Annotated in this window: 7 protein-coding genes; 5 read left to right on the forward strand and 2 right to left on the reverse strand. The window is 44.8% G+C overall.

Translation table 11 applies throughout. The annotated features are described in order from the left end of the window. Positions 1–35: 35 nt before the first annotated feature. The gene (locus tag F6K52_RS20295; RefSeq protein WP_293081632.1) at positions 36–2,447 is read left to right on the forward strand and encodes a DUF5107 domain-containing protein; all 2,412 of its coding nucleotides are present in this window, start codon (positions 36–38) and stop codon (positions 2,445–2,447) included. A 101-nt stretch (positions 2,448–2,548) separates the two neighbouring features. Here the strand turns inward: F6K52_RS20295 and F6K52_RS20300 are convergent, their stop codons facing one another. Together F6K52_RS20300 and F6K52_RS20305 are read right to left on the reverse strand one after the other, a co-directional pair. Then, on the reverse strand, positions 2,549–2,971 hold the full coding sequence (locus F6K52_RS20300) for a helix-turn-helix domain-containing protein (protein WP_293081635.1): 423 nt from the start codon (positions 2,969–2,971) through the stop codon (positions 2,549–2,551). An 823-nt stretch (positions 2,972–3,794) separates the two neighbouring features. Next, positions 3,795–4,628, reverse strand: a complete 834-nt coding sequence (locus F6K52_RS20305; RefSeq protein ID WP_293081637.1) for a sulfurtransferase — start codon at positions 4,626–4,628, stop codon at positions 3,795–3,797. Positions 4,629–4,723: 95 nt separating this feature from the next. On the opposite strand from F6K52_RS20305, the gene F6K52_RS20310 reads away from it, so the two are divergent. From F6K52_RS20310 to hpsE, 4 genes are all read left to right on the forward strand, one after another. Next, positions 4,724–5,392 carry a LuxR C-terminal-related transcriptional regulator gene (locus F6K52_RS20310; protein WP_293081640.1) on the forward strand — a complete coding sequence of 223 codons (669 nt, stop codon included), beginning with the start codon at positions 4,724–4,726 and terminating at the stop codon, positions 5,390–5,392. A gap of 782 nt (positions 5,393–6,174) precedes the next feature. Next, positions 6,175–7,935 carry an esterase-like activity of phytase family protein gene (locus tag F6K52_RS20315; protein WP_293081643.1) on the forward strand — a complete coding sequence of 587 codons (1,761 nt, stop codon included), beginning with the start codon at positions 6,175–6,177 and terminating at the stop codon, positions 7,933–7,935. Positions 7,936–9,443: 1,508 nt separating this feature from the next. Continuing rightward, positions 9,444–12,758: a choice-of-anchor I family protein gene (locus tag F6K52_RS20320; protein WP_293081646.1), complete on the forward strand. Its 3,315-nt coding sequence runs from the start codon at positions 9,444–9,446 to the stop codon at positions 12,756–12,758. Between the two features lie 153 nt (positions 12,759–12,911). Beyond that, positions 12,912–13,859 carry a hormogonium polysaccharide biosynthesis glycosyltransferase HpsE gene (gene hpsE, locus F6K52_RS20325; RefSeq protein WP_293081650.1) on the forward strand — a complete coding sequence of 316 codons (948 nt, stop codon included), beginning with the start codon at positions 12,912–12,914 and terminating at the stop codon, positions 13,857–13,859. The last annotated feature ends 135 nt before the right edge of the window (positions 13,860–13,994 follow it).

The raw sequence follows: 13,994 nt of genomic DNA on the forward strand, positions 1-13,994 counted from the left end.
GCTTGGTTTGATCACATAGCTCTGACGAAGAGATTATGAAAAGAATCGTTCGGTTTCTAGCTCCCATCTTGCTCCTAGTTGGTTGCACTGACCACAGCCCGGCTGAGAATCAAAAAGAGCTAAGCTTGAGCTTACCGAGCGGTTTCTCCTCCCTGGTGGAGCAGAGCCAACCGCACCGGCTCGGCTCAGTCACCCTTGACATAGTGCAACACCCCATCGAACTCGTCGGTGATTGCAGCAGCTGTGTGAATCCTCTCCATGTTGACCATCTAGTCCTGGAAAACCAGTACCTCCGGATCGAAGTAGCACCGCAGCTCGGTGGCCGAGTGCGTAGTGTTGTCTACAAACCCGCCCTTGTGGGCAGGGATGGTGCGCCCAAAACTAACACCAAGATGTTTGCCCTTGATACTCCCCAAGGGATCCCACATGACAAATTGCAAGTAGGCGTACCTTGGAACTACGGCGGCTGGCGCATGTCCTTTCCCTTCCACGAACACGGTCTACGGGGCAAAGCTCAAGGCGCAAGTTATCGTTGGCGGATTCTAGCGGACGGGACAGCCGTGTTGACGATGACCATGTACTTCGACCGCTTCTCAAATCAGCCCAGCCCCGTAATTTCTGAACAAAACTATCTTGATCTCAACTATCAAGGTAGGTATTCACCGCTGACCCTAGTGCAAGAGATTCGATTGGCACCGGGTCAAGCCTCTTTCCAGGAACGTTTGACGCTGTTCAACCCTTTGCCATATCGCTACGGATTTAAACTCTGGAACACGGCACAACTTCCCCGGACTGAGGATGCCAAATTCATTTTCCCCGTGTCACGTATGGCTTTCCATTGGGGAAAAAACCAAGCGTTCCGCAACTGGCCGCTCATGAACGATGGCACCAATGATACTGTGGTGGATCGCTCTGTCTTCGCCAATTGGACAGCACACCCCAACAAATTCGGCAAGAGCTATTTCGGAATTGACATGGTACACCCCTTTGCAGCTGTCTACTACCCAAGTGATGATTTAAACCGAGTTCGGATCACCTCCCCGTCAACCGCTCCTGGTCTCAAGCTCTACTCTTTCAACTGGAACCAGGGATGGCTTGATTCTTTCGAGCTTTGGGGTGGCAGCACGGAAATCTTTGAAGACCACGGACAATTTCTCGACCCTTTTGACCGGTACAGCTACGAGGAAGAATGGTGGATGCCCCAGGGAATTGGGGAACTGAGTGCTGCCTCGGCAGCGATCGCGGCGGGGCTGACCTATGAAGATGAGGGGGAAAAGACTTATGCTCGGGTTCGGCTTACTGCTTCCCGTAACTACTCAGACTTAGTTGTTTCTGTTGGCAACGACACTGAGTCGGGTCTAGTTCAGCTCGACCAGTTGAATCCAGAGACGGTCGTTCTATTATCGATTCCAGTGGCCAGCCATGGCAGCCCTGTTTGGGTTAAAGTCCACGAAGGTGAGCGAGAACTATTCAATTATCGGATGCCTGTGGAACTTCCACTGGTTGACAAAGCGGCGGAAGCCTGTCGTGAAGAAATTAATTTCGCCATTCCCCAAGCATTAGATAACTGTTCGGCAGCTACCAAAACACAGTCAAGTAGATACCGACGGGTCGAGTATTCCGAATTACGTGGCGAAAGCTACTGGCCCCCCAATGGTTCGGATAAAACCTGCAATCCTGAAAGAACCCTCAACACCTTCGGTCGTCCCGAAGCTGAAAAAATAGCAACTGCGCCCGAAGCCACAGCTCAGGAGCACCTGATTTATGGTCGAATTCTCTATCGACTGGGGGGTCTTTCCAACTTCAAAACTGCCCGTAAACACCTAACAGCAGCAACCACTACCGAGCCTTCTCTGGGCGAAGCTTGGTTGCTTCTAGGAATTGTTGAGATGGAGACGGGTGAGACCCCTAAGGCCGTAACCGCTTGGAAAAAAGCTCTCGGCGCAGCCAAGCCAGCACCTTTAGCCAACTACTTTCTAGCCCTGAACGCTATCAGTGAAGGCAATATTAATGATGCACATGAATTCATAGATGCACTAATCCTCGGGGCACAACCAGACAATTACTTTGCTCGATTGCTAAAAGCAGGAATTCTTGAGCGTCTTCAACGGTACCAAGAAGCCTTAGAAATCCTCAACGAACTTGAAGATTTCCATGCCTCCGATCCGGGACTAGTCTATCTGAAACAGCTAGCCTATACTGGTCTGGGAGACACTGTCAAAGCTGAGGCCATGAAGCAAGTCTTGAGCCGACTTGAAGATCCCTTACGGGGCGAGCCGTCGGCGGCAAAGCGACGACAAGAGTTTGTTAATCGGTTATCTACTGGTGCATGGGAGTTGCCCTTGCGCCCACCCAATTTTACTTGTGAACCCATGTGGCTGCCGTTTAAAACATTGCGTCGCCTTCAGCGGGACGACTGGACAAACGGATTAACACCCCTCGAATGAATCTTATGAACTGGAATTTCTGTCCAGACCTAGTTGACCACTACCTCTAGCTGCCTGGTTTGATGGGATTGGCCTAAGGCCAGGCGCAAATTGGGTATCCATCATGCTGAAATCACTTCAAAATCAGAAATCGTCTCAATCCAGACCCGTGCTCCACAATTTAGTGGATTGTCCGGACGATACATCACCCGACAGGGGCCATTGACTTCCACTGTATGACCGTAAACATTTTTAGAGCCTCGCTTGACCGTAATCACAGGATTGCGGTCCCCCGTCTTGAGATTGTTGCGAATCACCCTCTGGTTAACATGAATTACGGTCTTGGTGTAATTTGTACGCTTTGACCAGTTCCGTTTTGGTCCGCGAGTGCCAGGGGTGACCACCGGCATACCATCAAACAACGGAATCACCCAAGTTCTCCCCACCTTATAAGCGCCTTTAACTCTGCCCTTGCCCAGAAGGTAACGGACGCGAGTGGCAGAAACACCAAGTAATTCAGCGGCTTGTGCGGTGGAAATCATCATGGCCAATAAACCATTGCTTTAAGGATACTATTATAATAACACTATTTTCTCAAAAAAGGCAAAGATTTGCTGAAACTATTGCACTGTCGCTATTTCCTGTGAAAGGTGTGGGAGGTATGGTTGGTATGCAGCTTATAGAAGGTGTAGGTAGTGTGGGAGGAAGAGGGTGCTAAAAAAACTATTGTGTTGTCGCAATCTCAAGCAGTAGGGGCAACTGGGATTAATAAGTTTAATCGGATTAGTGGGATAAAAGTGTTATAAAAACTATTGCAGCGATGCAGCGCGGTCTTGGGAAGGCAGCACGGTCTTGGGGGTCTCCCGGAGACGAAACCTGATTACGTTGAGCCTTTATGCTTGGTCGGCTATGCAGAAAAAGGGTAAAACTTATTGATTAGCGTGATTTGCGCGGTCTTGGGGGTCTCCCCCATGAGCGACTGCCGTGGTTTCCCCCACTCGCTATTGCATCAAGACAAGGCTCAACTGTCTTACGGTAACTTCTAACCATGAACGACTGCCGTGGTTTCCCCCACTCGCTATTGCATCAAGACATTATCGCAATTTAAAGGATTACTTTATGGGTGCAATGGAGTAAATAGAGTAATACAGAGAAGAGGGTGCTCTAAAACTATTGTGTTGTCGCAATCTCAAGCAGTAGGGGCAACTGGGATTAATGAGTTTAATGGAATAAAAGGGTCATCAAAAACTATTGCAGCGATGCATCGCTATCTCCCTATCTCCCTATCTCCCCACCTCCCCACAAATCACGTTTTAGTCGGACTTTGAAACAGCCCTGCCCTACTTTAATTGGTATTTTTTTTACTGCTCACTGCTCAATCAGCCCATGAGACAGACGGCTCCACTCATTCCACGATCCATCATAATTTCTCACTTTGGGATAGCCGAGTAAATACTTCAAGACGAACCAAGTGGACGCAGAGCGTGCACCAATCGCGCAATAAGGAAAAATTTCTTTGTCAGCTGTAACACCTAGGCTGCTGTAAAGAGCATGTAACTCTTCTACTGACTTAAATGTACCGTCTTCATTCAAGGTATCAGTATTCTCAAGATGCACCGCACCTGGAATATGCCCTCCACGTTCAGCTCCTTCTGGCGGCTTCATCATAAATATCTCACCAGAAAACTCTTGAGGAGTCCGCACATCTAGCACCACACAATCCGTTTTCTCTAAAGATGCTTGCACCTCTGCCTGGAAAACTCGTAAGTCAGGATTGGGAGAGGTTGTTTGATAAGAGGTGGGCGGAAAGTTTGACAAGTCTGATGTTACTGGACGACCTTCTGCCACCCATTTCTGATGACCACCGTTAAGGACATACACTTTTTGATGTCCAAAGAGCTTCAGAAACCAGAAAATAAAAGCTCCTGTGCCTGGGTAACTACCATAGGCAATGACGGTCGTTTCTTGGGAAATTCCTGAGCGCGACAACAGTTCCTCAATCGCAGTGGGGTCTAAATTCATTGCGAAGTCGGGCATGGAGAGATCAGTGGGGAAATGCCAGAAAACAGCCCCCGGAATATGAGTATCTTTGTAAGATTCTGGACTCATATCAACTTCAACCACACGCACCATCGGATCTTCTAGATGATCCATCAGCCATTGTGTATTGACCAAAACTTCAGGGTGAGCGTATTGAGACATCGGTTTTCTCCTAATATTGACGCTAAAGGTAATATTAGGGAAGGCAGTTTGGGTTGCCCAGTACCCGATCGAGTACACTTTTGATCATCACGCTCATGACTAGTTCCTTGCAGTTTTTATTTCAAGCCATTCATCAGGTCAAGGATGAAGCAGACTTGCGATCGCGCATTGTCCCAAAAATTGGTGAGCATTTTGCGGCAAAGCGATGGGGTGTTTTTTTCTTCGATCAATTGCCTCCAGTTAATAAAAAGCTTCAGAAATCCCTACAAATCGCGCTATCTATCGACCATAACCCTGTTCTACGCTATATCGTTGAGCATCACGCTCCTGCCCATCAATCATTGGTAGCATCGCCCAAGGTTTGGGCTTTGATTTGTCCTCGGCCAGATCATTGGCATGTGATGGCAGGACCAATCATCAGCAGTGGTAAATTAGTAGGTGCCCTAGGCTGCACTCGTGAACGGTCAATGCCTGCTTTCAATACACAGAATCTAGCGGATATGAGTGCAGTCTGTTTACACTTGTCTGTTTGGGCTACAACCGTGCGCTCCCAGCAGCAATCTTTCAAAAGCGATCGCTTAACCCCTCGTGAATTGCAAATTGCCGAATTAGTTGCATTGGGACGCACTAACGCAGAAATTGGGACTGAACTTTGGATTACAGAGAATTCAGTCAAGCAAGCTCTCAAGCGAATGTTTCGCAAGCTGAAAGTTTCATCCCGTGCTGAGATGGTTGCACAACTTTGGGTTAAAAAAGCTGACTGATCAAGTCAAGAATTATCTCGATTCGACTCGATGCCCAACACCCAACCATAAGCTTACCGCAGCAACTAAAGCTTGTAGGGTGGGCAAGAACCGTTTGGTTATGGGTGAGTATTCTAGATAATATAAATTTGCCCAGCCTACTTTAATTGGTATTTTTTTTACACTGTTCCCTATTCCCTATTCCCTATTCCCTATTCCCTATTCCCTTTACTAAACATTAGTTATTAAAATCGTTGATAACAAACGTCCTTGCCGACGCCTTACTTAGTTAGCAGTTTTATACAAAATCTATCGCCTCAAGGTTAAAAACAAAATGAAAAAGTTAATTTTAGGTTAATTCTAGGTAAACTTAACAAACTCTTTATACGCTAGTCAGATAAAATTACACTAAACATTTACATAAAGTTTAAAAACAACTGTTAACCAAACCTTATAATTAAATTTATATAACTACAATCAAAATTTAACCTGGAAATGAAACCCTGACTAAGGGATTTCAGCTAGTTTCAATCATCACTTAAACCAATGCCAATGCTGTTTAAGGTTGGTAAAAATTGCGTATTAGGTATTAGCTGTTCGCGTAGGGTGCGTGGCACAGGCTTCTAGCCTGTGAGGTAGCGCATTAGCTGAAACAATAATTTGGCTAGTTTATTTGCTTCTAACTCTCTAGATATCAAAACCATAAATTCGAGAGTTTTAGTCTCATTGATTCCAGGATTTTATGAAATTAAACTGACGCAACGGTTTTCTGGCCGGAAAGTGATGACCCTGCCTTTGAGCTAGTGGGTGATTTTCCCTTTCCTAGTTCTGATCACCGTTTAGTATATGTTGATGTTGAGGTAGAGCCGACAGTGGTAGATAATAACTCGAAAGTTGTCACTGGTATTAACTTCCTTGGAGAGGTTAGTTTTAATACTGGATTGCAGTTTGAGAATACAGAAGTTGGTGGTATCTCTGGTTTAGCCTACGATCCAGCTAATGGTGTCTACTATGGTTTGTCTGATGACCGCAGCCAAAATGCTCCCGCTCGTTTCTATACCATTGATATTGATTTAAGTGATGGTAGTCTAGACGACGGTGATGTGGGTTTTACAGGTGTCACTACTCTACGGAATGCTAGCGGTGAGACTTTCCCAGAACGGGCTATTGATCCAGAAGGCATTGCCTTGACTAGTGCTGGAACCTTGTTTATCTCCTCTGAAGGGGATGCTAACAATCTTCTTAATCCCTTCGTCAATGAATTCTCTCTAGCAGGACAAGAGTTTAATCAGCTGACGGTACCAGATAAGTTCTTACCTACCTCTGATGGAACAAAGGGCATTCGTAACAATCTTGCCTTTGAAAGTCTGACCATTACCCCAGATGAGCGCTTCCTTTATACCGCAGTCGAGAATGCTCTGATTCAGGATGGCTCGGCTTCGACACTAGAAGATGAAAGCCCTATTCGGATTTTACAGTACGATTTACAAACTGGGGCACCGGCTCAAGAATTCCTCTACTTCACTGACACCATTCCCAATCAGCCTGACCCCCCTGGTAGTTTTGCTGACAATGGTTTAGTAGAATTACTAGCGCTAGATAATACTGGGACTTTACTAGCCCTAGAGCGATCCTTTGCCGTTGGTGTCGGTAATAATCTTAGGCTATATGAAGTCCGGCTGCAAGGCGCTACAGATATCAGTGATGTTGATAACCTATTGAGTGACCCCACTGACCCAGATAGTGGACTGTTGGAGGTTGAGCAAGTCGCTGAGAAACGGTTACTATTGGACTTCGATGACTTAGGCATTCGTCTGGATAATAGTGAAGCGATCGCATTTGGTCCAACCTTACCTGATGGCAGACAATCCCTAATTATTGGTAGCGATAACAATTTCCGTAACAGCCAGATTACCCAATTCCTAGCATTTGCGTTAGACCTCGATACTATTCAATCCCCGACAGCAATAGTAGAAACTACTTCCGAGATTAACGGTACTCAAGGGGATGACCAGTTGATTGGAACTATTGACGCTGATCTGATCAATGGCTTTGATGGAAATGATACCATTGCTGGCGGATTGGGTAATGATATCCTATTTGGTGGCAATGGTGATGATATCCTGCGCGGAGATAAAAACAGCAAGTCCGTAGGTGGTAAGGCTGGTGGTGATGATATTATCTACGGTGGTTCAGGAAGCGATCGCATTGGCGGGAAATCTGGTAATGACTCCCTCTATGGTGGCTTCGGGGATGATCAACTCTGGGGTGATGCTGGGGATGACCTATTAAGTGGTGGTCTTGGTAATGATACTCTAACTGGAGATAACTTCTCTAATGGTAGTGGAAGTGATACCTTTGTCCTAGAGATTGGGGAAGGTACTGACACCATTACAGACTTCGAGCTGGGCACTGACTTCATTAGTTTAGGCAATGGTTTGAGCTTTGGTGAAGTGTCTATCACCTCCGATAGTAATAATTCTCTAATCAATGTTGGACATGAAACCCTAGCAGTAGTGTTGGGAGTAACAACCCTTACTGAAAGCGATTTCATTATCTTATAGCAATTCTCAAAATCGGGAGTCGGGAGTAGCGGAGATTTGTATTAAGGTTAATTAGCGTGATTTGCGCGGTCTTGGGGGTTTCCCCCATGAGCGACTGCATCAAGAATCAATAAATTATCATAATTACCTCTCCTGACTTACCTGTTACCTACTCCTTTATAAAACTAGTTACTGAATCATATAAAACGTGAAATAGCTATAATTAATCATTAAACAATAATCCTAATAATAATTAGGATTTAAAATTAATATGAATCAAATAGTCTTAATTTATTATACTAACTTTTATAACGTTTAATTAAAGGGGTAATATCTTAGGATTAGGGTAGTGCATCTCAGTATCTTGATGCAAAGCGCGAGTGCGGGAAAATTCCCGTTTCCTTGCTGCATCGCTTTTAGATTCGACCCGTGGTGAATTTAATTATTAATCGGGATTAGTAAGGGGAGGAGGGAGTGTGAAGAGCTTCGCCCCAGAGGGTAAGACCCTACACCTACCCCATTGTGAATTAAAGCCCAAATCTGTAGCTACTCATGTAAATTTTAAGTAAACCTGAGGTAACAAACAGGCCAAATTCTGTAAGATTCTGTAAAGGTTACTACAGTAGCATTTTTTATAGTATAGTTTTATTTAAAACCAAAAAGCTATTGAGTCAAGTAACCTATGGCTTAATTAGTCTGACCAATAGGATCGACTTAGAGGTTAAGGCTACCCACATACCTTTGGTCATTTATGAAAACGGTGCTTAGCTAGTGGGCATCTATAGCCCAGTTGCTTAGATCAAAGAAAAATGCTTTGGATTTAGTTTGCTAATCAGAGACTATCAAATCCAAGACAGTAAAATTCAATAAAACCTTAAGTCGCTGTTGCTGAACTAGTGATTGCAATGACATCGGGTAAAGGGTCAAATCTACTTGATAATGAATGGAATATCAGCTTAGCTAAAGTTCCTTAAAATCCAGATAAAAGTTATGGGTAACTAAATAAATAAAGTCTGTATTAATTTGGGTAAATTATAAAGTTAGATGCTCATACTCCCCTGGAATCAAGGTGATAACTATCATCAGGCTAGTTACAAGCCTAGCTTGCTGTTATGAGAATTTGCGTTATTCAGCCATCGCCACACTATATCGAGGTTAGAGGTTAATTGTCAACACTAGCCGTAGAGTTCAGACGCAACCCCTAACTAAGTAGGTAGAAAATCAACGTAATAGGCTGAGGTTTAACGGTTGATAATCAACCATTAACCTAAAGGAAAGTCAACACTATACAACCTTAGTGGTAACGCTAATAAACTACCTATTAAATTTAGCAAATAATACCAAAAAAATAAGCGAATAAAAATAAGCTTTATTCTTTGGTATAAATTAAAATCTTAGCATTTTGCTGTTCGCGAAACGGTTCCTTCGCAACAGGGTTGTGAGTACATAATCATTGCTATAAAACTTTCAATAAGTTGATAGCTAATAACTGTTATAGGTACTCGTCGTCTACTACCTAGGAGAAATTTGTGGCAGATATATTAGAGAAAATTGGCAGCTTTTCTAGTGAGATTGGCGCTGAAATTACCGCCTACGATCCCATAGGTCAAGAGTTATTTGTAGTCTCTGGTGAAACTGAGGTGCAAGTGCTAGACCTCAGTGATCCGAGCAATCCAACTCAGGCAATACCACCCATTGATTTGGCTGCTTTAATACCTGACATTGACGGAGCAAATAGCGTAGCCTATAGCAATGGTTTACTAGCACTAGCTTTAGAAGCTAGCACTTCTACTGATCCGGGGAAGGTAGCAATTGTAGATATTGCTGCGTTTCGGAACAATCCAGCTGACCCCAATGCCCTGAAGGTAGTGCAAGCAGGAGCCCTACCGGATATGCTCACCTTTACCCCTGATGGCACCAAAATACTGGTTGCTAATGAAGGAGTAGCGGATGATGGCATTGATCCTGAAGGATCGATCAGTATTATTGATGTGTCCGGTGGGATAGCAACTCTAAGCCAAGACAATGTCGCCACAGCAGACTTCAGCGCCTTCAATGGTCGTGAAGCGGAATTCCGGGCAAAGGGTGTACGTATTTTCCCAGACAAGACTGTTGCTGAGGATGTGGAACCAGAGTTCATTGCTGTTTCAAGCGATGGTACTACAGCCTTTGTCAACCTCCAGGAAAACAATGCCTTTGGGGTGGTAGACCTGGAGTCCGCTACGGTGGTGGATATCCTGCCTCTGGGTGCGAAAGACCACAGCCAAGGTCAACCCAGCGTAGAGCTATTTGAGTTCAATGACTTGCCTGTACTTGGTACTACCGAAGGGGGTCAGGAGATTAAACTGGGCGGACTGTCTGGCTTATTCTACGAAGGGACAGATCCAGCAACTGGCAACTTGAAGTTTGTCACGGTTCCAGACCGGGGACCTAATGGTGAACCCACTGATGTGGATGGAGATGGGAGTAACGAACGACCCTTTGCCTTACCGGATTACCAAGCTCAAGTAATCCGGTTTGAGTTAAATCCCAGCTCTGGGGAGATTGCCATTACCGAAACCATTTTCTTGACCCGTGAAGATAGCACCACACCAATCACAGGACTACCCAATATTGCAGGGGTGGATGAAGAACCAGTAGACTTATCTGGCAATTTGCTGCCCTTAGATGAGTTTGGTGCTGACCTGGAAGGGGTAGTAATCGCTGCTGATGGCACCTTCTGGATGGTGGATGAGTACCGTCCAGCTATTTACCACTTTGATACCGATGGTGTTCTGATTGACCGCTTTGTTCCCCAAGGAACAGCTGCCTTGGCTGATGCAGCAGTGGGAACCTTTGGTACTGAGTCCTTACCTGAGGAGTACGCCAATCGCCGCCGTAACCGTGGCTTTGAGGCCGTAGCTCTGGATCCAGACGAGAATATCCTCTACGCCTTTATTCAAACTCCTTTACAGAATCCAGACCGTGCTACCTCCGATAACTCGGATGTGATTCGGATTCTCGGAATTGATACTACCACAGGGAATGCGGTTGCCGAGTATGTTTACTTGCTCGAAGACCCCGCTTTCCGTAGTGGAGGACGAGTAGATAAGATTGGTGATGCGGTATATGCTGAGAATGGGAAATTATTTGTCATTGAGCGAGATTCAGCAGTTGGTGATACAGCCAAAAAGTTCATCTTCCAAATAGACCTGACAGCAGCCACTAATTTACTTGCTCCCGATGCCCCCACACTACCTACTGGGTCTACTCTGGAGCAGCTGAGTGCAGATGACCTAGATGCTCTTGGTATTGAGGCGGTCAATAAGATTAAGGTGACAAACCTGCCTTCCATTGGGTATCTTGCTGGTGATAAACCAGAAGGTCTAGCGCTACTGGATGATGGCAAACTGGCTGTACTCAATGACAATGACTTTGGAGTACTCGAACAGGAGATTCCGGTGGATGGCTCGGTTCCTCTGAACCCCAATCCAACTCCTGTGGTCTTAGGTCTGATCGACCTGGGTGATAACAATGCCTTGGATGCTAGTAATGAGGATGATGCCATCAACATCCAAAATTGGCCTGTTTTCGGTCTATACCAACCAGATGCGATCGCATCCTTTGAGGCAAACGGTCAAACCTACTACGTCACTGCCAATGAAGGGGATATCAGGGATGAAGAGGAACGGATTGCAAACTTGACCCTCGACCCAGATGCGTTTCCGAATGCTGAAACCTTGCAACAAGAGTCTCAACTGGGTCGTTTGAGAGTATCTACCATTGATGGGGATTTGGATAATGATGGTGATTTCGACCAGCTATTCTCCTACGGTGGGCGCTCCTTCTCAATTTGGGATCAGTTTGGCAACCTAGTATTTGATAGTGGTGATGACTTTGAACAAATTACAGCTCAGCAAGTTCCTGAACTATTTAATTCTAGCGGCACTCCTGATACCTTTGACGATCGCAGTGACAACCAAGGACCAGAACCGGAAGGAATTGTCACCGGGGTCATTAATGATCGCACTTACACATTTATCGGCCTCGAACGAATAGGCGGCGTGATTGTCTACGATGTCACTAATCCCACGGCTCCTGAATTTGTCCAATATCTGCCCAATGATAATGGTGGCAATCCAGATAATCCAGTAGACCGTGAGCCTGAGGGGCTAACATTTATTCCTGTGGAAGACAGCCCCAATGGTGAACCCCTGCTGATAGTGGCTCAAGAAGACAGTGAAACCATTACTGTCTTTTCAGTTAACCCCGGTCCGGGAACCCCATTAGATGATGAACTAGTTGGTACCGAAGCTGATGAAACAATCATTGCCGGAGCTGGCAATGATACAGTTGCTGGTGCTTTAGGTAATGATACTATCTTTGGGGGTAATGGAGATGATGTGTTACGAGGTGATTTCAACAGCCGTTCCTCTGACAATACCCTTGGAGGGGATGATGTAATTTACGGGGGTGCTGGAAGCGATCGCATTGGTGGAAAAGCCGGTAATGATTCCCTGTTTGGTCAGAACGGTGATGACCAAATCTGGGGTGATGCTGGGGATGACTTACTGCGGGGTGGTCTTGGCAATGATACCCTATTTGGTGATAATGCCTCTGGTGGTGATGGTAGTGATACCTTTATCCTGGCCGCTGGTGAAGGAACTGATACGATTGCAGATTTCCAAGTCGGTGAAGACTTCATCGGTTTAGCAGATGGGTTAAGCTTTGGTCAGTTATCTGTTACTCAAGAAGGTAACAACGCTGTGATTAGCTTTGGTGATGAAACCTTGGCAATCCTGAATCATGTCCAGGCTGAAACCCTGATCGATAATGCTGCTACGACTTTTTTATTGATTGCTTAAGGCAAAGCACTTGAAGGTTGTTCGCCCCGTATTCGGTGTAGGGTAGGTTGTCTGTCAGAATGCAGAATGTAGAATGCAGAATGTAGAACTACAAATTCTTAATTCTTAATTCTACATTCTTAATTCAAAAGGGACTATAATGGTTGACTACCAATGATTGATTTCACAGTTGCTATCTGTACCTATAACGGCGAAACTCGTCTACCTAAAGTTTTAAAACGATTACTGTATCAAATTAAAACCGAGCATTTTTCTTGGGAAATTCTGATTATTGATAATAATAGTACTGATAATACCACCAAAATTGTTAAGGAGTATCAATCCCATCCAGGAGCTTATCCGATCCGATATTACTTTGAACCAAAACAGGGAATAGCATTTGCCCGACGCCGTGCTATCCAGGAGTCTAAAGGTGAGTATGTCGGGTTTTTAGATGATGATAATCTACCTACTTCGGATTGGGTTAATGCTGCTTATAATTTTGGTAATTCCCATCCCCAAGCTGGTGCTTATGGTAGTCAAATTTATGGAGACTATGAAGTTAAACCACCGGAAAACTTTAAGCGAATTGCTTGTTTTCTCGCTATCATAGAACGAGGTCAAAAGCCATTTTGTTATCAGCCTCGTCAAGGGGTGTTTCCTGTGGGTGCGGGGTTAGTGATTCGTAAGCAAGCCTGGTTAAATAATGTTCCTGAACAGCCTTGGCTCAAAGGGGTATGTGCGACATCCCTATCTGCTAAAGGAGAAGATATAGAAACCTTATCCTATATTCAAAACGCCGGTTGGGAAATTTGGCATAACCCTCAAATGTGTATAGATCATCAAATCCCAAAATGGCGTTTGGAAAAAGACTATTTATTAAAATTATTTCGAGGAGTTGGGTTAAGTAGGTATCCCACTCGCATGTTGCGTTTTAAACATTGGCAAAAGCCTGTTATGATTCTAGTTTACCTAATCAATGATTTGGGCAAGACTATGCTTCACCTGATGAGATATCGCCAACAGCTCAAGACAGATTTAGTAGCAGCTTGCGAGCTGGAACTTTTTTTGAATAGCTTGTTTAGTCCATTTTATCATTGGATTTTTGGAAATCAGTCATGAATAATAACGCAAAATGCTGGTATGTATGAATAGGGAATAGGCAATAGGGGGAAGAGCTACTCCCTACTCCCTATTTGCTACTTCTTTTGCTATCTAACTAATTTAGTTTGCCTCTAAAAATTCCTGTTTCAGTTA

Origin of the sequence: Moorena sp. SIO3H5 (assembly GCF_010692395.1) — a bacterium.
In the GTDB taxonomy this organism is placed as follows: domain Bacteria; phylum Cyanobacteriota; class Cyanobacteriia; order Cyanobacteriales; family Coleofasciculaceae; genus Moorena.

What these genes read in the sequence shown, in the direction of transcription:
- F6K52_RS20295 (WP_293081632.1), top strand. Translation starts at nt 36, where the DNA reads ATGAAAAGAATCGTTCGGTTTCTAGCTCCCATCTTGCTCCTAGTTGGT.
- F6K52_RS20300 (WP_293081635.1), bottom strand. Translation starts at nt 2,971, where the DNA reads ATGATGATTTCCACCGCACAAGCCGCTGAATTACTTGGTGTTTCTGCC.
- F6K52_RS20305 (WP_293081637.1), bottom strand. Translation starts at nt 4,628, where the DNA reads ATGTCTCAATACGCTCACCCTGAAGTTTTGGTCAATACACAATGGCTG.
- F6K52_RS20310 (WP_293081640.1), top strand. Translation starts at nt 4,724, where the DNA reads ATGACTAGTTCCTTGCAGTTTTTATTTCAAGCCATTCATCAGGTCAAG.
- hpsE (WP_293081650.1), top strand. Translation starts at nt 12,912, where the DNA reads ATGATTGATTTCACAGTTGCTATCTGTACCTATAACGGCGAAACTCGT.